The following is a 21943-nucleotide window of genomic DNA, read 5'->3' as shown; positions in this document are numbered from 1 at the left end:
CTATTCCTCCCCAATAGCCAGAGCCAGAATTTCTATACATAAACTCAGTCTAAAATAAAACCTGTAGTTTCCCCGCAAGCGATCGCGAAGCGCTGTTGTGGATGGAAGCCAAGACGATTAATCCTCTACTTCTGGCTCACCGATTGTCTTCTGTGCTGCATGACGAATGTGGAGAATTCTCACCGTGGGAATAGTCTGGTCTTCAAGAACCGTGAATAGAATGCGATAGGTTTGTTTTCCTTGACGGTAAAGAAGCTGGCGAATTTCTTGGGTAAAGAAGGCATCCTCACGGGCAATTGGACAGCGTTGAGGCATTTTTTGCAAGGAGACGATTGCATTAATCAGTCCTTGATACCAGGTCTGGGCGCGTTCTCCTGTCGTAAACTGAGAAAGAATTAAGAAGGCAGCATCCGCTTCAGCTTTCGCAACACTAGAGAAATCAATATGGTACGTCATGCTTCCAGAGACAGTCCATATTTTTGGTTTTGTTCGACAATAAAATCCTCTAAACTCGAAAATTGCCCTCTTTCAAAATCATCAAGCCCGCGTTGGATTCCCTTTAAAGCCTCAAAAAAATCATTATCATCCAAACTCAGCCCCAAAGTCAGAACTGCGATCGCCATTTGCGAAATATCTTGTCCGGTGCTTTCAGCCCGCTGTCGCAGCAACCCCTCAATTTTCGGTGGCAGATCGAGTGTAATGGACATTGTTGATTTTTCCTCAGTGATACTGGTTTTATTATAGCGATCAGCTTCTTTAGGTGTTTTAAATGGAATATATTGCAGATTAAGTTAATTAACGTAAAGTTAAATCAATAATTATTGACAAAATTAATAGATAGTGCTTGGTGTTATATTCCAAATTACTTGAGAATATTGGCGATCGCCCAGTAAAACCCCAACAATAGAAACCCTTGCAAAGCGTTCCATCAATAGTTACACTTTTTAGAATATTCTCATTTTTGTTTAGCAATTACCCAAACACTCAAACAGCTAGTTCTTGACAAAAGAACTCAAACTATGGTAGTGCGTCAGTATTGCCAAACTCAAAATCAGCAATAAAAAAACTCAGAGATTCTTCTGATTGACGGTTTCCGTCATGCAGAACCTCAGTAAGAAAATTGCCTTGTAAACATAACTATCCTGGAGGCTTGTAGTCAATGGGACTACCTTGGTATCGGGTACATACAGTCGTTCTGAATGATCCAGGTCGGCTGATTTCTGTACACTTAATGCACACAGCTTTAGTAGCTGGCTGGGCAGGTTCAATGGCATTGTACGAACTAGCCGTTTATAACCCTAGTGATCCAGTTCTTAACCCCATGTGGCGACAAGGGATGTTCGTACTTCCCTTCATGGCACGTTTAGGTGTAACCGAATCTTGGGGCGGTTGGAGCGTAACTGGTGGCACGGCAGTAGACCCCGGTTTCTGGTCATTTGAAGGCGTTGCTGCGGCTCACATCGTTCTTTCTGGTTTATTATTCTTGGCTGCCGTTTGGCACTGGGTTTTCTGGGATTTGGAACTCTTTCGAGATCCTCGCACTGGTGAACCTGCGCTAGATTTGCCAAAAATGTTTGGTATTCACCTGTTCTTATCCGGTTTACTTTGTTTTGGTTTTGGTGCATTCCACCAAACTGGACTCTTTGGTCCGGGAATGTGGGTATCTGATGCCTATGGCATCACTGGCAGTATTCAGCCAGTAGCACCAGAATGGGGTCCGGCTGGATTTAACCCCTATAACCCCGGTGGCATTGTCGCTCACCACATTGCGGCTGGTGTAGTTGGTATTATCGCGGGTTTATTCCACCTCACAGTTAGACCTCCAGAAAGGCTCTACAAAGCCCTACGGATGGGGAATATTGAAACCGTACTTTCTAGCAGTATCGCTGCTGTCTTCTTCGCTGCTTTCGTAGTAGCCGGAACTATGTGGTACGGTAACGCTGCTACCCCAATTGAACTGTTTGGACCTACCCGCTATCAGTGGGATCAAGACTACTTCCGTCAAGAAATTCAGCGTCGTGTGCAAACCAGTGTTGCTGAAGGTGATTCTTTGACCGCAGCCTGGGCAAAGATTCCTGAAAAACTGGCTTTCTACGATTATGTTGGTAATAGCCCCGCTAAAGGTGGTCTATTCCGTACAGGTCCAATGGTGAAGGGTGATGGTATTGCCGAATCTTGGCAAGGTCACGCTGTATTCACAGATGCCGAAGGACGGGAATTAACAGTTCGTCGTCTACCTAACTTCTTTGAAACCTTCCCAGTCATTTTGATCGATAAAGATGGTGTTGTCCGGGCTGACATCCCCTTCCGTCGGGCAGAATCTAGATATAGCTTTGAACAAACTGGCGTAACTGTCAGTTTCTACGGTGGTAATCTGAATGGTAAAACCTTTACAGATCCCGCTGATGTCAAGAAGTATGCCCGCAAAGCTCAAGGTGGAGAGATCTTTGAATTTGACAAAGAAACCTTGAACTCTGACGGTGTATTCCGCACATCTCCCAGAGGTTGGTTTACCTTTGGTCATGCTGTATTCGCTCTATTATTCTTCTTTGGTCACCTGTGGCATGGTTCACGGACAATCTACCGTGATGTATTTGCCGGTGTGGAAATTGAAGAAGAACAAGTTGAATGGGGTCTTTTCCAGAAGCTGGGTGACAAGACAACTCGCCGGAGAACGGAAGCTTAAAACTTGGATCAGGTGTGAAGTAGATTTTTCTACTTCATGCTTTTTCCCCGGTTTGGTAAACTAAAATTACTGGCTCAACAGGCAGGATCTGAAGAATATGGAAAGTGTTGCTTACATCTTGATTTTAGCCCTAGCAATAGGTGTACTCTTTTTTTCAATCGCCTTCCGCGAACCCCCTCGGTTTGAGAAAAAAGATAAGTAGTTAGTTATTCCCGATTGATCAGGGAATATATGCTAATAATATCCGTTGTTACTGATAATAGTAGCAACGGATATTTTCGTTTAGGTAATAAACCAAAATGTCAGAATCAGGATTAACAGGATTAGAGGATTAACAGGATTTTGTATGAAAAGTTATCTGGTAAGATTTCATATTTTGAATATTAGTGGTTTTTCTTGATCCTGTATCCCTCGCGGGAGCGTTAGCCATACATAAATCTTTAAATCCTGATTCTGACTACCTGAATTATTAAATCTAGTTAATAACAAATATTCTTCATATGTCAACTTTTACAGCACTTTTAAACATTTATTGATACATTTTTTAATATTGTTTAATGAATATAAGTAGGTCGGCGTTAAAAAATCAATCTATGTAACGAAATATAAATTAACGAATACCTTATAAATAGGGTGTTTCACGGTTTTTACAAAACTAAACATATATCGATTTTATTGGGCCGACTTACTTAAATAATAGTTTGGCATAACAAGTAGCTAAGAGCCTTAATTCAACAAGTCCAAAAATTACCTTTTGAACAACTGGAGGAATTAGGAGAAGCTTTGTTAGATTTTACTTCAGTTACAGATTTACAAACTTGGTTACAATCTACTAATTAATATCACTTTGTTTAGTTTGAGCGATCGCATTTCTAGTAGCGATCGCCATTACCCCAAAAATGTTAAATTAATATATGTATTAGCAAAGGTCGAATAAATGACGAGATTTATACATGACCAATTCGCCAAAGATTATTTAGAAGAACTGCTAAAACCTTATGGAAAAGTAGAAGCACCCAGTCATGTATCTGGAGAAGTACGAGAGGTAGATGTATTATTTACACCATTTCCTGAACAAAAAGCGGATATAGCACCATTAGGGTTATTAGGTAAACTAGCGACCACACCTGCCATATTTGAACCATTTCGCAACCCAGCCTCAACAGAAGAAATATGTGATTGTCTATTAAAATTATTAGAAGTTAGAGGTGCATTAAAACGAGAAGCAAAACGTAATGCAACCAAAATAGCAGAAAGTAATTTTCGTGAACTACCTACACTTCCCTTGCGGGTAAGTATAGGCTTCCTACCCAGTTAACAGCTTTTTGCTTGCTCTTCGAGAACAACAAGACTGATGTTAAGGCGATAGGCTGACCCCTCGTTCCAAAGGCAAAATCAAGGTTAATCAACAAAAATGATCATGTATCTAGCTTGGTTATCGCTATTCTCTCGCCTTGCCTAGATATTCAATTCATAACACAAATTTTGTGAATTGTCTCCATGTTTTCCTTCCTTGCTGTCGCGTTGGTCGGAAAACCGTCGTCAATTCACGCGCAATTCATCCCCCGCTGCCCTATCGGGTCAGACGTGGGGCTTCTGTCGGTTAAGCTAAATTATGGATTCTCACACCCACAGCGTCTCAGAAACTGCTATCAGGATTTCATGGTACATTGGAATCAGATTCTTTACCAGGAATATACTATTTACCAGAGTCTTTCCGCGCAGCAATTATTGTCATTCATCAATTACCACCTATTCCAGAAACATTGTGGTTAAGACTTTTGGGAAGAGGAACGGTACAAAAACGAGCAATTGATGAATTAGCTGCGTTACCATCAAATCAGCCTTATGTGAAAATCACATTAGAATTACTTTACAACCTGCAACAGAACTTGAGAATAAATCAAAGTCCAGAAATAGAAACAGAAGATAGGGAGTTGATTATGAGATTAGCACCACTTTACCAACAAGAGCGAGAACTCGCTAGACAAGAAGGACTACAACAAGGACTGCAACAAGGAGAACAACGAGGACTACAACAAGGAGAAAAACTTCTGATTATCCGTCAGTTAAATCGCCGCATTGGTACAATGGACTCATCATTAATTCAACAAGTCCAAAAATTACCTGTTGAACAACTAGAGGAATTAGGAGAAGCTTTGTTAGATTTTACCTCAGTTACAGATTTACAAACTTGGTTACAATCTGTTAGCTAATCTTTTTCAAAAGACCATTTATGATGTTTTCATGACTTTATGAAGAATTGAAAACTTTTTGATTTTTCCCGCCGAAAATTGGGATTAGGGGCTTGACAATTGATTTTGAATTTGTTATCATGGACTTGATAAGGAAGAACCATCTTCAAATTCTATTTAATAGACATAGGCCGAGTTTAAAGATGCTTGACACAAAACCCTTGTAGTAGAGACGTTCCATGGAACGTCTCTACTTTTTTGGAGATGTCTATTGAATTGTGCAGAACCGCTTACCATCATGGAGGCGGTTGTTTTTTGGCATAAACAGACGAGATATGAGAGTTTTCGATAAAATCTTGTAAAAGTTTGTAAAAAAAAAGACAATAACACCATTGCTACTATACTGAGATATAGGTCAAATTCAAACATGAATACAAAGATATATCATGATGAAACTATCTCAGATTCTGCCATTAGTTGTTGTTGGTGGTGCTTTAGCCACTAGCCTTGTCGCATGGGAAAAGCCAGCACAAGCTATCACATTTAATTGGGACGCATCGGGTTTAAATGTAAGCGGAAGTGGTCAAATTGAACTTGGAGATACAGCTGATCAGAATGGTTTCTACACAATTACTAACATATGGGGTATTATCAACTTCAATGATGGTTCTGCTGGACAAATTATAGGATTGACAGACCCAGTTCCAAAGATAAAACTCAATCCACCAGTCTTCCCTCCTATTAACTTTCAATACCAAAGAACACCAGTAGGCGATTTCCCAGATCCAAATAGATATGAAAATTACGCTTTCAATGAGTCCTTCACTGTAACCCCCGTACCATTCGACATCAGTCCATAAGTATATTACATTTAATATTGGGGTTTCACTTCGTTCTACCCAACCTGCGAGACTGCTGTTCTCTATTCTCTCGCCAAAGGTACAAGATATGGGTAAGATAAATTAGTTGCTATTTACCAAACCCCTGGGAGTTAGTTCTATGTTGAGTTTAAAAATCGCTGTTTATATTGTGGTCGGCTTCTTTGTCAGCCTTTTCATATTCGGGTTTTTGTCCAATGACCCAGCCCGCAACCCTGGCCGTCGGGACGCAGAATAAATATCCAACAAATCACCCCTAGTGGCTGGAAGGTAGAAAGAGGCTAATATGTAATTCAACCTTCCGGCTATTTTTTGCTTTTTGGTCAGCTTGAAAATATGTTTCATCCAGTATTGTCGCCTCAGCTACCTCCAAGTCTTGAATCTTTAAAACCTATTGATCATCTCGCTTCTGCTACTGTTGTCAAGATTAAAACTGATAGACGAAAACTGATAATTGTCGGTAAAAATCAGGATAATAAGTATCAATTAAATATCAGCCTAGTCAAGAAAGATGTTGTTACGAAAGCTTCTTCATCTTCACCAGAAAACTTAGCGCCCCAGTCTTTACCCACCTATCCTCAAGTCAACGGTGAAGTTAGTGATAAAAATCAATTATTTCTTGATAAATCGGTAGTTTTAGCAGCCACACCAATTCCCCCAACTGAGTCCGGTAATGTGAATTTACAGGAATCTGGAGGAAAATTTGATCTGTCTGTTGGTGACAAGAAACCTGCGGCTGCACCAGTCCAAAATCTGATTGAATTCAAGCTGAGAAATCCCGAAAATCGAGAGTCAACACCGACTACTGTGGAATTTCCGCCGTCACCCCAACTCCCACAAGTAGAGAAGATTCCCGCGGGGAAAGGCAGAGTTGTGGAGGTAATTGCCGATCGCCAGGAGTATGATGAGCAAAGGCGAATTGTCACGGCTGATGGTAATGTCGTGGTCAGATTTGATGGAGCAGTGATTGATGCCGATAGTTTGCACATCAATTTGGATAATTTGATTGCGGTGGGGGAAGGTAATGTAGCTTTGACTAGAGGTAATCAGGTACTGCAAGGAAAACGTTTTACTTATAATTTTATTCAAGATAATGGGGAGTTGGAAAACGGTAAAGGTGAACTTTATATCCCCACCACAGGTACAGATTTTGCTTTTTCACCGTCGCTTCCTACAGATATTACAGCGGGTGGTGTCCCTAGTCGCCCTTTAAGTAATCGAATCCGCGCCAACCAGCCTGTAACTGGTGTCAGCAGTCCAGGGGGCATAGAATTTGGTGCTAGTGGTCAATCTGATGCCCGAAATGTGGCCTCACCTAAATTTGGTGGTGTTGTCAAGCGGTTACGTTTTGAAGCCCAACGGATTGAATTTTATCCGCGAGGTTTTCAAGCGCAAGATGTCAGAATTACGAATGATCCTTTTTCACCACCGGAACTAGAAGTTAGGGCGGAACAGGTGACGGTGACGCGAGAAGCACCTTTAATAGACCGGATTGTTACCCAGCGTCAACGGTTGGTTTTTGATCAAAAAGTTGTTGTTCCTATTCCTATTAATAGTCGGAAAATAGATCGTCGCCCGCGACAGGTAAATACTACTATTGTCTCTCCTGGTTTTGATAATGGTAAACGGGGTGGTGTGTATGTAGAACGCAGTTTTGAACCGATTAATACTGATCAAAAACGCTGGACTATTATCCCCCAGTTCTATGTGCAAAGGGCGTTTAAAGATAGTGGGAATGTGGCCAGTTTATTTGGTGTCAAGAGCAAGCTGAATGCTGTTTTTGGTCCCAAAACTATTCTGGAAGGTACGGGAGAGTTAACTAGTTTTGATTTCGATCAGGTGGAAGATAGTTTGCGTGGAAGTTTGCGGTTACGCCAAATATTGGGTAATGTCAATCCTTATACATTGAGTTTAGAATCTATTTACCGCGATCGCTTGTATAATGGTAGTCTTGGCTATCAAACTGTACAAAGTAGTATCGGTGGAATTATCTCTTCTCCCGTTATTCCTTTAGGCAAAAGCGGCATCAATCTTAGCTATCAAGGTGGCGCTCAATATATAGATGCAAACACGGATCGTCAAGATTTACTCTCCCCAGTGCGGAAAAATGATCGGATTTCGCTGAGTCGTTTACAAGGAAGTGTGGCTTTGAGTGGTGGTATCAATTTGTGGCAAGGGAAACCATTGGCAGCTACAGCGACTGAGGGACTAAAATATACATCTAATCCTGTTGTACCGTATTTGCAAGCGATCGCAGGTATCACGGGAACTACTAGCTATTATGGTAGCAGCGATAACCAAAGCACTTTAACTGGGACTATGGGTTTAGTGGGACAGATTGGGAATTTTTCTCGCCCTTACTTAGATTATACCGCCTTTAATCTCACCTATTCCCAGGGAACTAACAGCGGTTTATCACCTTTTCTCTTTGACCGTTTAGTTGATAATAAAGTCCTGAATGCGGGTCTTTCTCAGCAACTTTATGGACCGTTCCGGCTAGGTTTGCAAACATCCATTAACCTAGATACAGGTAAAGCTACTAGCACTGATTATATTATGGAATATAGCCGTCGCACCTATGGTATTAGCCTGCGTTACAATCCTGTTCTCCAGTTAGGTGGCTTTAGTATTCGTATTAGTGACTTTAATTGGACAGGTGGTACAGATCCATTTTCTAATGGAGAAGTTAAACCCGTTGTTGGTGGTGTAGTCCGTCAGGATAATTAATTGAAAATCAGGAGTTAGGAGTATTTAACGGTAAAGTAATTGTAAATGTAGTCCCAACATTGATTTTACCTACTTTGCACAATTTAGGGGTTTTTGGTAGTGCGGGCATCTTGCCCGCGTGAGCGAGACGCTAGATCCCCGACTTCTCCAAGAAGTCGGGGATCTAAACTCCTATCTAGGTTTTCCTAATGTTGTAATGTAGATAACTGCTTCATCCGTAGGGATACCCAATACTTCATTTACTTGGTCATCAAAAAAGCCAGCGATACCACTCACACCTAAGTTCAGACGAATAGCTGCTAAATTCAGCCTTTGTCCGAAAATACCTGCATCTAGGTGTAAATAACGGTAAACACGATCTCCATATTGAGAGATCGCATTTTTTAAATCAGCAGTATGAAATAATACTGCACCTGCATCTCTCCCTAATTCCTGTCCCAAACACAAAAAATGTAACTCCCGACGGCAATTTTTAAAGCGAATTTGCCGTAATTCTTGGGCTTTAGGTGCGTAATAATAACAGCCTGGATCTAATCCTTGCACTCCAGAAACAACAACAAATGTTTCTATTAAATTCAAGTCAAAATAATCAGGTTGGGGATCTAAATTTTGGTCAATGTAATTTTGTGGTTGATAAGTAAAATCAAGTAAAGCTTTCAGTTCATCAAAACTCAAATCATCACCAGTATAAGCACGAGTAGAACGGCGTTTATAGATAGTATTTGATAATTCTGATAAATTTTCTCCCCAAAAAATTGGTGTAGTTCGAGTCGAAAATTTTTCACAAAAAGGAAAATTGTATTTGTCTTCTAAAGACTTTTCTGATTGCACAGTTGGTAAATTTAACTTACCACCGTTACTAGCTGGAATTTGGGTGTTTAAATGAAAATATTTCAGTAGTTCACCATCAGGAATAGATGGATAATTAGTTGTAGTTGTCGAAGGTAAAGCCGTGCGTCCTAATGGTAAATTTTGGCTCACATCTAACAAATCTGCCAAAGCTAAAACAGCAGTTGTTCCTTCTTGTTCATGATCAATATAAAGTAATTCATTAACAGCTTCATCAGCAAAACCGCCAATTAAATGAGAGCGATAATCAGCAATATTACAAGCTAATTGAATATTACTTAAAAGATGCCCAGTGTCGAGAAAAATTCGCCGATAAGCCCTGTCTTCATAACGCCAAGCGGAACGATAAAAGACCGCAGTGGTAATAATAGCTAATTGGGTATTTTCTAGGGAAGGATGCCAAAAACAAGCTGCTTGTAAAGTTTGCCAAACATCACTTTCCCAAAAGTGCATTAAAGAATGAGTTCGACATTGATAATTATAAAGTCCTGGTGGTAATAATGGCGTACCGCGAGAAACTAAATATACTTCAGCCGGATATAACCCTCCCGCACTGGGCGCAGAACGTAAGTATACTGTATTACCCAAAGAAGGCATTTTTGCTGTGAGTCCATAACTGTGAAATAATAGTTGAGAAAGCCGCCACCACCATTTGGTATCTTGTTTATTAGCAACAGTTGCCGCTGTTTCTTGCAGATAGGGTTTGAGGTCTATATCAGAGCCAATTTTGTACTCTTTGAACGGTACTGGTTGTTTATTCCAGTCTAAATTACGACCTTTACCAGCCAGGGTTTCTGGGTGGTACTTAGTCCGGTCGTGATAGTGTTGGGAAATGGATTGTTCTATTTCTGGCATAGTAATTTTAATATCCTTGTAGTCCTACTCTTGATTTTGACATTTATTAGTTCCATTAATTCGTGCTAATCAGTACAATCATCAAAATTAAAAATTAACCCCAAAAAAGTTATTTTTCTGTTAGAATCCCGAATCACCTATCCTGGAGAAGATTGACCAAATGATGCCTGTACGTCAAACTTTATCAACATCTGATATTCAACTTTCTTATTTAGAATGGAGTCAAGGTCAAGAACCATTACTGTTATTACATGGTATGGCTGATCATGCTTTGGTTTGGTCTAGTTTGGCAGATTATTTAGCAGCAGATTATCATATAGTTGCGCCAGATATGCGTGGTCATGGTGAAAGTAGTAAGCCAGAACAAGATTATACCTTTGCCAGTGCAATTTCCGATCTAGAAGCATTAATGGATAAACTAGGATGGTCTGCGGCTCATATTGTCAGTCATTCCTGGACAGGAAAATTAGCCGCTATTTGGGCTAGAGAGAACCCAGCTAGGTTAAAAAGTATCACATTAGTAGATCCCATTTTCATCTGGAAAATGCCTAGTTTCCTAAAAATCACATTTCCCCTGTTGTATCGTGTTTTACCCTTTCTGAAAAGCATGGGACCATTTGCAAGTTACGAGGAAGCTGAACAAAAAATTAAACAACTCAGTCAATATCAAAATTGGAGTTCTTTGCAACAGCAAGTTTTTCAAGCCGCAATTGAAGAAAAACCCAACGGTACTTGGGGTAGCAAATTTACCATAGCAGCCCGTGATGGCATTTTCGACGCAGTCATGGAAATACCAGGTTTTATTCACCCAGTTGATACACCTGCCCTCTTTATACAACCAGAAAAAGGTGTAAACCGCCAAAATTGGCAAATTCAACCTTACAAAACCAACCTTAAAAACTTAAATTTGTGTCAAGTTCCCGGAAATCATTGGCCATTTCTAACCAACCCCACAGAATTTAATCAAACAGTTGCCACTTTTTTAGCAGCACAAACATGAGATAATTTCTAACTTTCACCAATCACCAATTACCAATTACCAATTACCAATCACCAATCACCAATTACCAATCACCAATCACCAATCACCAAATTATGAGCCTTTGCATTAATCCAGTTTGTTCTCAACCTAATCATCCAGATAATGACGAAAACCGTTTTTGTCAAAGTTGTGGTTCTCAATTGGAATTGATAGGACGTTATCGAGTATTACGTTTATTAAGTGATAAAACTGGATTTGGCAAAATTTACGAAGCCTATCAACAAGACACCCCAAAAATCCTCAAAGTTCTCAAAGAAGAATTAACAAATGATAGTAAAGCCTTAGCACTATTTCAACAAGAAGCCAAGGTTTTACAACAACTAAATCATCCTGGTATTCCGCAAACAGAAGGTTATTTTCCCTATCAAACCAGAAATAATCTCATATTGCATTGTCTGGTGATGGAAAAAATTGCAGGACCTAATTTAGAACAATGGTTAAAGCAACAACAAAACCGCCCCATTTCTGAAGCTCAAGCCATAGTCTGGTTAAAACAATTATTAGAAATATTAGATTTAGTTCATAACCAACAATATTTACATAGAGATATTAAACCATCAAATATCATGATTCGTCCAGATGGACAATTAGTATTAATTGACTTTGGTACAGCCAGAGAAATTACCAGAACCTATTTAGCAAATAGTGGAGGAATGACAGCAATTTCATCATCAGGTTATAGTCCTCCAGAACAAATGCGAGGACAAGCCATACCTTCATCAGATTTCTTTGCTTTAGGACGGACATTTGTATTTTTATTAACGGGATTTTCCCCCGAACAATTATATGATCCTCATTTAGATATCTTACAATGGCGACATCATGCCAATCATGTTTCTCCATTATTATTAGATTTCATTGATTGGTTAATATCAACAGAAGTCAGTAAACGTCCTAGCAATGCTGAAGATATTTCTAGAAGATTAGCAGCAATTGAACATCAACTTACAGAAAATACATCCGCAACTGTGAATATTGGCGGGTTAGGAAAAACAGAAATAATTAATAAACCAACTACTAATAATACCGTTATTCCTCCACAAAGACAACCCGAAAAATTACCATTATTATCCTGGTTTGCAGCTTTAATAGTTTCTTTATTACTACTTTGGTGGGTATCATTAGCATTTAGAAATACTAAATTTGCGGCTTTACCTCCTGACTATGGACAAGCACCAGTTAAACAAGGCAAAGTTGATTATTTTCCCTATGAAGAAGGGAAAGATAGTCAAGGGAGAGTTGCAGAATTTAATATTGCGGTTTTATCAGTAGAATATAAATGGCAATTAGGCAGCACTTACCAAATTAAATATAATGATCAAACTATTACCCTTGATTCCTTAAAATCTAATTTAGAACAAGAAGGAATTCAGAAAATTATGGAAAATCCCAGCGAGATTATTTCTGTGGGAACAGCTTCTTGTGAAGGTAATATTACCGCCGAACAAAGTCGCGCTTTAGAACGTTCTCAACAAATTCAATTATTAGGAAAAAAGATATTTAGTAGTACACCCAGTGTGAAAGGTTATCGGTTATTAAATTTGGGACAATTTCAGAGAAAAGATTGTCAAGCCAACCAAGACTCAACAGCCTATCAACGCAGTATTATTATCATTGGGGTGAAAAAACAAGCCCAAGGGGTAATATTAGATGAAGCTTTAAGAGATAGATTAGAGAAAAAACCATTTGCTGATTTTAAATTAGAGGATTATTCTCTGGGTTCACCAGATAAATTTAAAACCATACCCAGTAATTTATAGTAGTTCCCTATGGTCAAAAAAGCCGATATCAGCACCAAAAAAATAATCAGCCTCGCTGCTGAAATACATTAAATTATGAATTATTTAAGACCCCATACCTGAATACTTTTTTAAACCCATACGCCATAAAAAACGATTGATTCCTAAAAATATGAGAAACCAACCGGCAATTGATAAAAATCCTCTGGTTAAATCTACAGGTAGTCCTACCAAAATACTCGCTGGAAAATTAATCATGTAGGGAAAAGGTGTCCACATAACTATGTTTCTGACGTTTTCTGGAAAAACATCTAAAGGTGCTATCAAACCTGATAAAAATACAAAAAACAACAACCATAAATTTTCTAAAGCTGCGGCTCTTTCTGTCCAAAATGCAACCATAGCAAAGGTATATTGAATTATAAATCGTAAAGCAAAAGCCATAATTACCGCTAGTATAAATAGTAATAAATTAGCTATACTTGGCAACCAAAAAGCTTGGGGATATAAAACAAAAAAGAATATTGATAGAATTAATACAAAAGGCATTCGAGCAAATCTTTCACCAATATGATTCGCAATATGATGCCAAACTGGATCTAAAGGCTGTAATAATTTTGGTGAGAGTTTACCTGTTAATACTTCCCTTTCAAAGTCATAAATTACCCAAACAATGGTAATTTGTCTAGCCAGAAAAACTGCGAAAAAATATCGGGTAAAATCTACAGATCTAAAAGCAAATTTACCACTTTCAGCAGCTTGTACCCATATACCCATCATAATAATTGGTAAAGAACCAGCTAAAACCCAGAATATTAATTCTGACCTATATTCCAACATATAAGTATAGTATACTGATAGTAAAGTCCAGAATTTTTTAATATTTTTTTTCATGATTATCAATGGTTAAATCCTTTTTGAAAAACTCTACCAATTACTTCTTCTACTGGTGGTTCTGTGACTGTTAAATCTACCACTTCCAAATCGGCTAAAATTTGGGAAACAGTGCGAGTCATGGCTGCTTGTGGCACAATAAATCTAACTGCTCTTCCTTCTAGCATTTGTACATCACCATAGGGCATAAGTTGTTCTAGTGATAATGGTTGAACTAACTCTACATAAATTTCTCGATAAGGGGCAAAACTTGCTAATAACCCATCTAATCTACCATCATACATTAATTTTCCTTCGTGAATTAATAACACCCGTTCACACAAAGCTGTAATATCAGCCATGTAATGACTCGTTAATAATATGGTTGCTTGATATAGCTGATTATATTCTTTTAAAAAGTTACGTACCCCTGCTTGAGCATTAACATCTAATCCTAAAGTTGGTTCATCTAAAAATAAAACTTGGGGACGGTGTAAAAGTGCTGCTAATAGTTCAGCCTTCATTCTTTCACCTAATGATAATTTTCGCACTGGTTGGGTTAATTTACCTGCTAAAGCCAGCATTTCTGTTAATTCCCCAACTCGACGCTGAAATTCTTTGTCAGAAATATTATAAACAGCAGCGTTAATTCTCAGAGAATCTAGGGCTGGTAAATCCCAAATTAATTGCTGTTTTTGTCCCATCACTAAAGTGATTTTTTGTAAAAATGCTTCTTGACGATTAAAGGGAATAAATCCACCAACTTTAACTGTACCCTGAGAGGGATGAATTAATCCTGTGAGCATTTTTAAAGTTGTAGTTTTACCTGCGCCATTGGGTCCCAAAAAACCAACAATTTCTCCAGGCTCAATGCTAAAAGAAACATCCTGAACAGCGTTAATATTGCGATAAGTCCGGCGAAAAAAGTGGCTAATTGTTCCCCCTATCCCTGGATCTTTAATCGCTACTGGATAGGATTTACTCAGGTTTTCTGCAATGATAATTGACATAAAAAATTTATTTCCTTCTGCCTGATAAGGTTGATTTTCTCCCCTCTACTAATGATCGCACAAATGACGAGTAGAAAGCTTGTCCCCAGAAGAATTATTTTCTTCTGAATTTTCTAGTTCCTGATTATTTTGTAAATAATCTTTTACCCAGTTACAAGCATAATCTAAGTCGTTAGTAGCAAAGATTTGGGGTAAATTCCAGATAATGGCAGTGCGATCGCCACTAACGGATACTAAACTTTTACCATCAGCACTAAAGGTTAAGGAAGAAACCACTCCTCGATGACCAAATAAGGTAATGATTGGCTTACCATCAAGATCCCAAAGGTTGATGGTGTTATCTTCACTAGCAGCAGAGATCATTCTTCCGTCTGGACTAAATTTTATCTTGTTCAGTCCCGCTTTTGAAGTTATCAATGTTTTTAATAACTTGCCATTGGCTTGCCATAAGTTGATAGTATGATCGTCACTTAACGATGCAATTAATTTACCATCAGGACTAAAGGTGACATCAAAAACTTGGCCGTTATGTCCTTTTAAGGTGTGGAGGAGTTGACCCTCTCTATTCCATAGACGGACTGTTTTATCATAACTGCCAGTTGCTAACACTTGACCATCAGGACTAAATTCTACACTAACAATAGGTTCTTTATGTGCTTGGATAGTTTTTTGCCAACGAAAGCTAAAGGGTTTTTTGTAATCTCGTTGCCAAAACCGTAGAGTTTGATCAAAACTAACAGAAGCGAGAAGTTTACCATCAGGACTCAAGGCAATATTGTCAATGCTCGCAGTATGCCCTGAAAGAGTATCTATGAGAGTGCCATCTATGTTCCAGATTTTGATGGTTTTATCATAACTACCAGTTGCTAAATACTGGCCATCTGGACTAAAGACAACGGAGGTAATACCATTTTGATGTCCTTTTAAACTTTTGAGTAATTTGCCATTACGTTGCCAAATATTGATGACATAATCCCAACCTGTGGTAGCAATGATTTTCCCATTAGGACTGATGGCAGCTTGTGTTAAGTTGAGTTGATGACCTCTTAAAACTGTGAGTAAGGGATTTTGTAATTGCCAAAGTTTAACGCTATTATCTAAACTGCCTGTAGCTAGAATTTTACCATCTGGACTCCAAGCGATCGCCCAAATTGCTTGTTGATGTCCTTCTAAAGTTAGTAAGTCTTTACCGTCTATACTCCATATTTTCACTACTTTATCCCAACTGGCAGCAGCAATAGTTTGACTATCGGCACTAAAGGCGATCGCAATTACTGAATATCGTCCCTCAAAATTACTGATTTTTTTACCATCGAGACTCCAAATTTCTATCTTTTTATTATTACCACCTGTAGCTAACCGCTTACCATCAGGAGAAATGGCTAAACCACGCACAGCATCTTTACCATGATTAAAGTTAACTAATTTTTTCCCGTCTTGACTCCAAAGAATTGCTGTACCATCAAAACTACCTGTTACTAATTTTTTTCCATCGGGAGTAAATAGAACTTTATAAATAGTTAGTTGATGAGCCTTAATTATAGTTAGTTTTTCCGCTGCTAAATTCCACAATCCTAAATTACCATCATTCATGCCAATTGCTAAGAGTTGACCATCAGGACTAAAAGCTATACTTTTAACTTCCCCATTCACAGAAATAGTTTTCAACTTTTGCCCATTCACAGACCAAAGTTTGACAGTTTTATCCAGACTACCGGAAGCAATAACTTTCCCATCAGGACTAAAAGCAACTGTGGAAACTGTAGCATGATGACCTTTAAATGTGCGGAGTAATTTGCCATTTTTCTCCCACAATGACACTTCATCTCGATTGGTAACTGCCATCTTTTGGCTATCAGGACTCCAAGCTAAATCCCAAACTAAACCAAGATTATGACCTGATAAGCGATTCCGTTCTTGCGCTCCATAACTAGCTTGACGGAGAACATTATCAGTTAGGTGATCCAGTTCAGGATTATTAATATTTAATTTTTTTAATTTTCTTTTTGCTTTAATAGCATCCCTTACTGCTTCTAATTCTTGATGGGATTTAAAGTTCCCATTAGAAGAGGATATCAGGGCTTTAATTTCACTAATTTTTGCTAATCTTTCACTTTGAAGAGATTGACGATATAACCAGAAAGATATCCCCCCTAAGCTGACAGAAGTTAACAAAGCTGTACTAATTACTCCCAAGATGAGTTTTTGCAAACGAGCATTTTTTTGTTGTTCAAGCAGTTGAATTTCCATATTTTTGGATTTTTCTGCTCCTAAAATAAGCTGTTGTTCTCGTCGTTCTAATTCTGCACTTTTAGCTAGAAATTGATTATCTAAATTTGTTAGACTTTTATCCCAAGCCCAAGCTTGAGCATCCGCTAATGCTTGTCCTCTTAGTAAGCGAGATTCATCAGCTTGTTGGGAAGTTAACCACGCATTAAAAGTTTGCGAGTAGGGACGTAAATTAGCTAATTGTTTTTCTACCCAATCTAAGTTAAATACTTCGGCATAAATACGGTTTTTAACAATTAATAATCCTACTTGTTTAACTACTAAACCTGATAGCAATAATTCTACTTGTTCTCGACTATCATCACTTTTTACTTCTACACCTTGCAAAATTTGCTGATAAATTCCTAATAATCTACTTACAAGCTGTTGATTATAAAGTAATCGATCTCGAATAGTTCTTAAATGTTCTGGTTCGTCTTGAGATTCCCAATTTTTAATAATATAGTCATTGACAATATTATCTAACCAAAACTCTTCATAACCTTTAGCAAAATCTAGGTAATCACCACTTACTTGAAAATTAGTGATGAGATTACATAACTTTTGGGTTAAAAAAGGCTGCCCTCCTGTCCAATCTAAAATTTGTTTCATGACTGGGTAAGGATTTGGTATGACTAACTCTAATCCTCTAATTAAAGAATCAACTTCTGCTATTTGAAATCCTTTTAAATCAATGGCTTGACCAATATTAAAAGGTGTTCTTTTCGCATCTTGAATTAAATCTGATGGAGTTGCTACTCCAAAAATTGCAAATGTCAACCGCTGATATTCTGGATCTATGGCTCTTTGATTATAGCAGTATCTAATTAAGGCAAAAAAATCATCTACGGGAAAATCCAAACTGAGGATACTATCAATTTCATCTATAAAAATAATTAGCCTTTCTTCTGGAAATTGGGTTAATAATTCCGCAATAAACTGACTTAATTTGTGGACTAAAGAAATATCATCTCCTGTTTGCCACCATGATTTTAAATTGAATTTTCCTAAAAGTTTAAATCCTCTACATAAATCGGCAATTATTCCCTTATACCATTGACTTGCAGTGATATTTTCACTACCAATATTCGTTATATCAATAGATGCACATTTGAATCCTTCTTGTTCTAAATGATGTTTAGTTCTCACTAACAGAGACGATTTACCCATTTGACGACAGTTAAGAACATAACAAAATTCACTCTTTTTTAAAGCGTTATATATTTCTATATCTGTTTGTCTTTCTACGTAACTAGGGGCATTATTTATGAGACTACCACCGACTTGATATGGATAAGTATTCATATTAGTAATATCTATTATTCACAATAGCCAAAGTTAAATTTAGAACTTAAAATAGTGCAATCATACCCTAATTGCTCGGCGTGACAGAGTGCTTTATCAGCAGCTTCAAAAAATTCTATTAAAGAAAAATCTATTGCAGGAATAACACAGACAATTCCTAAACTTATGGTTAGGCTAGTCGTGTTTGCTGCTTGAGTTTTTTTGGTTAAATCAGAAATTTTAATTTTCAATGATTTTACTAGTTCTCTAATTTCTTCAGCAATTAGTATAGCTTCTCTTGCATCCATTTCTGGTAGAATTAAAGCAAATTTATTACGACTATACCGAGCAACTAAATCATCTGAACCTTTGATAACTGAATTAATTGCTTGAGCAACTTGACGTAAGCAATCATCACCAACCTCATGTCCATAAATATCATCGTAGGATTCAAATTTATCTATATCTACTAATATTAAAGATAAAGGTTTTTGGATGCGTGTCATGTTTTGCCATGCTAATGCAAAGCTGTCGTCAAAATATTTACGATTAGCCACCTGAGTCAATTGATCGATATTAACTAAAAATTGCAATTGTGCATTTTGTTTTTTAAATTTATCCTGGCTAAGATCATTATTTTCTATCCGTAAATTTTGTTGAAAAAATAACCGATACATTTCACAAAAAGGTTGATAATTATGACCATTTAATTTAATCAACCCTAAACTATCTAATTTATAAACCAAATTGTCCGACAAAAATATATTGTTACCTGTAGAATTGACAACTTGATTATATGCTTGAGACAATTCTGCATCTTGTAGCAATATATTGAGTAAATTTCTTAAATATCCGCTGTAAATATATTTACCCTTTGTACAATTATCTAATAGTTCTGGTAAAGAAATTTTCTGCTGGTAGAGATCATATAAAGCCTGATGAATTAAATATGGCTGTCCTCCCACCCAATACATTAAGTTTTTCACAGCTTGACTATCACACCAATCCAATTCATACCGTCTAGCTAATTCTGTTACTTGCTCGACTGTAAATTCTGGTAATTTCAATGACAAACCAACATTAAAGGGAGATTGATTGATATTTAAAGGGATATAAACTTCAGTGGAGTGTAATAAGACTAACCGAACCTTTTGCCAAATCGGAGTTTGTTTAGCTTGTTCATGCCAATTGCGGAGGAGAAGTAGAAAATCTTGGGCAATTTGTTGATATTGAAAAACATAATCTACTTCATTTAAAATTAAAACCAATGGACTTTTAATTTGCTCTAATAAATAACTCTCGAAATAAATTGAAGCACTAACTTTACTACCAATTTCCTCATCCCAATAATCATCCAAATCCGATGCAAGTGACAACTGCCGAGCCACATTCATACAAAACCAGCGTAAAAAATTATTCAGGCTCAAAAAAGTTTGGGTATCTACTAGTTTAAAGTCTATAGTAACTACGGAATATTCATGTATTTGAGCTTGGTGAATTAGCCGTAACATTAAAGAACTTTTGCCCATGTGCCGAGGTGCTTTAATCCGAATTAAACTCCCTGGTTTGAGTAATTCCGCATAAGCATCGCTTTCAACAGGAGGGCGTTCAATATAAAAGCAGGAATTGAATGGTAGTGGATCACCTGGTAAAGTAATATTTTTCTTCATTCACTTGAGGGCGAAATATTTTGCTTCTGATCAGAAATAATAAAGTTTGATTGCGATCCCCAAAAAAAGAGGCTCAAATCTCTTAATTAACATATACTGTCACCAAATACTATCAAAAGTCTAGTTAAGTAGGTGAACGGAAAAAAACCGTAGACGCGAAGCGGCTTCTCGAAGAGTAATATGTAACGAAAAGTAAAGTTGCCCAAACCCTCTTCCCTCTTGCCTCTTGCCTCTTGCCTAGTGCCATAACGACGATTTTCAATGCTAACCTACTTACAGCGGTTTCCGCTCTTATGAGGTACAAAGTTGAATCATGAAACTCTTGTAGTGCGGGCATCTTGCCCGCTAAATATGTACCTCATAACACCGGGAAGTGCTGTATAATGAGTGACAGGACTTTGAGCCATCTACCAAGGGTTTTAACTTTTACAATAGGCCAGTAAAGCGGCTATCGGTTTGCAGAATTTTGAGGATCTGCTTAATTTCTTGGGTACGGTCTTTTTTAACTACTAGGGTAACATTGCGATCGCGCACAATTACCACATCTTCTAAACCAATAGTCACAATTACATCATCAGGATTGGAGGCATAAACAATTGCTCCTTGGGTATCTAAGCCCACATGAGTAGCAAGTTCTACATTAGGATTATCGGACTGCTTCAGTAAACGTTCAATAGCATTCCAATCACCCAGATCATCCCAACCAAATGCTACAGGCAAAACATAAGCTAGACTGGTTTTTTCCATCAGCGCGTAATCTATACTTTTCTTAGGTAACTGGGGATAAATATCAGGGCCATGTTGTTCTAAAGGTTTAATAATTTCTGGTGCATGGGTGCGTAATTCTTCTAAAACCACACTGGCTCGAAAAACGAACATACCACTATTCCAGCTAAACCGTCCCGTTGATAAAAAAGTTTCTGCCGTTTCTCGGTCGGGCTTTTCAGTAAATCTGTGAACATGATAGGCTGGCAAGTTATTAAAGCTACCTATTTTTTCACCTTGTTCAATATAACCATAGCCAGTTGAGGGGAAATTAGGTTTAATCCCCAAAGTCACAATTGCTGCTTTCTTAGTTGCCAAATCCATCGCAGCGGCTAAAGTTTCGGCAAATATCTCCTGGTCAGCAATCCAGTGGTCAGCCGGAAAAAAGCCAATAATAGCGTCTTCCCCGTAACGCTTTTTAATTTCTAAACTTGTCCAAGCAACAGCAGCAGCAGTGTCTCGACCCTCTGATTCAATGAGTAAATTTGCAACAGGCAAATCAGGAAGTTGTTCTCTGACCCCTTGAGCAATGGGACTAGACGTAATTACCCACAAGTTTTCCCAACCCCCAGCCAGAGTTAACAATCGATCAGCAGTTGCTTGTAGTAAGCTTCTAGAGCTACCATCAAGGCTTAAAAATTGTTTAGGTCGGTCTAGTCGGCTCAAAGGCCAAAAACGCTCACCTTTACCACCAGCCAGAATCACAGGAAAAAATAAATTATTCATGTTGGCATATACAGATAATTCAGAACAATATACAGCAGAGAACAGACAACAGGGAACAGGCAACAGGGAACTGCTTTGAAAGTCTTTTGGTCTATGGCTTGTCCCCTAAATTTTGTCCCGGATAGCATTAGTCAGCCATTGGCTAACATTCACTGAAGCCTTATTTAGCTAAAATCTGCTTTAAGTCTACATTCATTGACGTTTGGATCATCTTCATTGATGAATTTTGGTGGTCAATTATGTTTCAATTATTACCTATTAAAACTATGAGGACAGCAACACCCAACAAAATCTCAGATTAGCTTTTCACAAAATCTCAAATTTGCGTAGTCAGTTTCATCTCGCAATATTTGTAGCTTGTATTAACATAACTTTA

At 38.0% G+C, this 21943-nt stretch carries 17 protein-coding genes and 1 pseudogene; 10 read left to right on the top strand and 8 right to left on the bottom strand.

All coding sequences use genetic code 11. The features are described from left to right. Nucleotides 1–117 precede the first annotated feature (117 nt). On the bottom strand, nucleotides 118–456 hold the full coding sequence (locus tag BMF77_RS00845; RefSeq protein WP_148759885.1) for a type II toxin-antitoxin system RelE/ParE family toxin: 339 nt from the start codon (nucleotides 454–456) through the stop codon (nucleotides 118–120). Next, on the bottom strand, nucleotides 453–707 hold the full coding sequence (locus BMF77_RS00840) for a hypothetical protein (protein WP_148759883.1): 255 nt from the start codon (nucleotides 705–707) through the stop codon (nucleotides 453–455). Before BMF77_RS00840 ends, BMF77_RS00845 begins: the two co-directional genes overlap by 4 nt. Nucleotides 708–1159: 452 nt before the next feature. Here BMF77_RS00840 and psbB point away from each other — a divergent pair, with 452 nt between their 5' ends. The 8 genes and pseudogenes from psbB to BMF77_RS00800 all read left to right on the top strand — a co-directional run bounded on the left by psbB (nucleotide 1160) and on the right by BMF77_RS00800 (nucleotide 8486). Continuing rightward, nucleotides 1160–2686 carry a photosystem II chlorophyll-binding protein CP47 gene (psbB, locus tag BMF77_RS00835; protein WP_148759881.1) on the top strand — a complete coding sequence of 509 codons (1527 nt, stop codon included), beginning with the start codon at nucleotides 1160–1162 and terminating at the stop codon, nucleotides 2684–2686. Between the two features lie 97 nt (nucleotides 2687–2783). Continuing rightward, nucleotides 2784–2888 carry a photosystem II reaction center protein T gene (locus tag BMF77_RS00830; protein ID WP_015083195.1) on the top strand — a complete coding sequence of 35 codons (105 nt, stop codon included), beginning with the start codon at nucleotides 2784–2786 and terminating at the stop codon, nucleotides 2886–2888. 527 nt (nucleotides 2889–3415) lie between these two features. Continuing rightward, the gene (locus BMF77_RS00825) at nucleotides 3416–3526 is read left to right on the top strand and encodes a DUF4351 domain-containing protein (protein WP_148766719.1); all 111 of its coding nucleotides are present in this window, start codon (nucleotides 3416–3418) and stop codon (nucleotides 3524–3526) included. 97 nt (nucleotides 3527–3623) lie between these two features. Next, nucleotides 3624–4004 (top strand): hypothetical protein, encoded by a 381-nt coding sequence (locus tag BMF77_RS00820; RefSeq protein ID WP_371735193.1) that lies wholly within the window; start codon nucleotides 3624–3626, stop codon nucleotides 4002–4004. A gap of 292 nt (nucleotides 4005–4296) precedes the next feature. After that, nucleotides 4297–4902, top strand: a pseudogene (locus BMF77_RS00815) (DUF4351 domain-containing protein); the annotation flags it as partial. 425 nt (nucleotides 4903–5327) lie between these two features. Then, nucleotides 5328–5741: a hypothetical protein gene (locus BMF77_RS00810; protein WP_148759879.1), complete on the top strand. Its 414-nt coding sequence runs from the start codon at nucleotides 5328–5330 to the stop codon at nucleotides 5739–5741. Nucleotides 5742–5880: 139 nt separating this feature from the next. Beyond that, a complete protein-coding gene (locus BMF77_RS00805; RefSeq protein WP_083881405.1) occupies nucleotides 5881–5997 on the top strand; it encodes a photosystem II reaction center protein I in 117 nt (38 codons plus the stop codon). Nucleotides 5998–6095: 98 nt separating this feature from the next. After that, nucleotides 6096–8486 carry a DUF3769 domain-containing protein gene (locus tag BMF77_RS00800; protein ID WP_148759877.1) on the top strand — a complete coding sequence of 797 codons (2391 nt, stop codon included), beginning with the start codon at nucleotides 6096–6098 and terminating at the stop codon, nucleotides 8484–8486. Between the two features lie 171 nt (nucleotides 8487–8657). Here BMF77_RS00800 and BMF77_RS00795 read toward each other — a convergent pair whose 3' ends face one another. Beyond that, complete coding sequence (locus BMF77_RS00795; RefSeq protein WP_148759875.1) at nucleotides 8658–10190, bottom strand: SagB/ThcOx family dehydrogenase; 1533 nt, start codon at nucleotides 10188–10190, stop codon at nucleotides 8658–8660. 160 nt (nucleotides 10191–10350) lie between these two features. Between BMF77_RS00795 and BMF77_RS00790 the strand changes: the two genes are divergently transcribed. Beyond that, the gene (locus BMF77_RS00790; RefSeq protein ID WP_246863042.1) at nucleotides 10351–11190 is read left to right on the top strand and encodes an alpha/beta fold hydrolase; all 840 of its coding nucleotides are present in this window, start codon (nucleotides 10351–10353) and stop codon (nucleotides 11188–11190) included. 95 nt (nucleotides 11191–11285) lie between these two features. Next, entirely contained in the window at nucleotides 11286–12992 is a 1707-nt protein-coding gene (locus BMF77_RS00785) for a serine/threonine-protein kinase (RefSeq protein ID WP_148759873.1), read from the top strand. An 84-nt stretch (nucleotides 12993–13076) separates the two neighbouring features. Here BMF77_RS00785 and BMF77_RS00780 read toward each other — a convergent pair whose 3' ends face one another. The 5 genes from BMF77_RS00780 to BMF77_RS00760 form a co-directional block, all read right to left on the bottom strand. Then, nucleotides 13077–13865 (bottom strand): ABC-2 family transporter protein, encoded by a 789-nt coding sequence (locus BMF77_RS00780; protein WP_148759871.1) that lies wholly within the window; start codon nucleotides 13863–13865, stop codon nucleotides 13077–13079. A gap of 5 nt (nucleotides 13866–13870) precedes the next feature. Further along, a complete protein-coding gene (locus BMF77_RS00775; protein WP_015078202.1) occupies nucleotides 13871–14854 on the bottom strand; it encodes an ATP-binding cassette domain-containing protein in 984 nt (327 codons plus the stop codon). Nucleotides 14855–14902: 48 nt separating this feature from the next. Further along, nucleotides 14903–18427: an AAA-like domain-containing protein gene (locus tag BMF77_RS00770; protein ID WP_148759869.1), complete on the bottom strand. Its 3525-nt coding sequence runs from the start codon at nucleotides 18425–18427 to the stop codon at nucleotides 14903–14905. Nucleotides 18428–18441: 14 nt separating this feature from the next. Continuing rightward, a complete protein-coding gene (locus BMF77_RS00765; protein ID WP_148759867.1) occupies nucleotides 18442–20076 on the bottom strand; it encodes an AAA-like domain-containing protein in 1635 nt (544 codons plus the stop codon). Between the two features lie 426 nt (nucleotides 20077–20502). Continuing rightward, a complete protein-coding gene (locus BMF77_RS00760; protein WP_148759865.1) occupies nucleotides 20503–21567 on the bottom strand; it encodes a mannose-1-phosphate guanylyltransferase in 1065 nt (354 codons plus the stop codon). Nucleotides 21568–21943: the final 376 nt, after the last annotated feature.

Origin of the sequence: Dolichospermum sp. UHCC 0315A (genome assembly GCF_008121535.1) — a bacterium.
In the GTDB taxonomy this organism is placed as follows: Bacteria; Cyanobacteriota; Cyanobacteriia; order Cyanobacteriales; family Nostocaceae; genus Dolichospermum; species Dolichospermum lemmermannii.
The sequence above is the reverse complement of the archived record's forward strand: the minus strand, read 5'-3'. Positions and strand labels throughout refer to the sequence as shown.

What these genes read in the sequence shown, in the direction of transcription:
- BMF77_RS00845 (WP_148759885.1), bottom strand. Translation starts at nt 456, where the DNA reads ATGACGTACCATATTGATTTCTCTAGTGTTGCGAAAGCTGAAGCGGAT.
- BMF77_RS00840 (WP_148759883.1), bottom strand. Translation starts at nt 707, where the DNA reads ATGTCCATTACACTCGATCTGCCACCGAAAATTGAGGGGTTGCTGCGA.
- psbB (WP_148759881.1), top strand. Translation starts at nt 1,160, where the DNA reads ATGGGACTACCTTGGTATCGGGTACATACAGTCGTTCTGAATGATCCA.
- BMF77_RS00830 (WP_015083195.1), top strand. Translation starts at nt 2,784, where the DNA reads ATGGAAAGTGTTGCTTACATCTTGATTTTAGCCCTAGCAATAGGTGTA.
- BMF77_RS00820 (WP_371735193.1), top strand. Translation starts at nt 3,624, where the DNA reads ATGACGAGATTTATACATGACCAATTCGCCAAAGATTATTTAGAAGAA.
- BMF77_RS00810 (WP_148759879.1), top strand. Translation starts at nt 5,328, where the DNA reads ATGATGAAACTATCTCAGATTCTGCCATTAGTTGTTGTTGGTGGTGCT.
- BMF77_RS00805 (WP_083881405.1), top strand. Translation starts at nt 5,881, where the DNA reads ATGTTGAGTTTAAAAATCGCTGTTTATATTGTGGTCGGCTTCTTTGTC.
- BMF77_RS00800 (WP_148759877.1), top strand. Translation starts at nt 6,096, where the DNA reads ATGTTTCATCCAGTATTGTCGCCTCAGCTACCTCCAAGTCTTGAATCT.
- BMF77_RS00795 (WP_148759875.1), bottom strand. Translation starts at nt 10,190, where the DNA reads ATGCCAGAAATAGAACAATCCATTTCCCAACACTATCACGACCGGACT.
- BMF77_RS00790 (WP_246863042.1), top strand. Translation starts at nt 10,351, where the DNA reads ATGATGCCTGTACGTCAAACTTTATCAACATCTGATATTCAACTTTCT.
- BMF77_RS00785 (WP_148759873.1), top strand. Translation starts at nt 11,286, where the DNA reads ATGAGCCTTTGCATTAATCCAGTTTGTTCTCAACCTAATCATCCAGAT.
- BMF77_RS00780 (WP_148759871.1), bottom strand. Translation starts at nt 13,865, where the DNA reads ATGAAAAAAAATATTAAAAAATTCTGGACTTTACTATCAGTATACTAT.
- BMF77_RS00775 (WP_015078202.1), bottom strand. Translation starts at nt 14,854, where the DNA reads ATGTCAATTATCATTGCAGAAAACCTGAGTAAATCCTATCCAGTAGCG.
- BMF77_RS00770 (WP_148759869.1), bottom strand. Translation starts at nt 18,427, where the DNA reads ATGAATACTTATCCATATCAAGTCGGTGGTAGTCTCATAAATAATGCC.
- BMF77_RS00765 (WP_148759867.1), bottom strand. Translation starts at nt 20,076, where the DNA reads ATGAAGAAAAATATTACTTTACCAGGTGATCCACTACCATTCAATTCC.
- BMF77_RS00760 (WP_148759865.1), bottom strand. Translation starts at nt 21,567, where the DNA reads ATGAATAATTTATTTTTTCCTGTGATTCTGGCTGGTGGTAAAGGTGAG.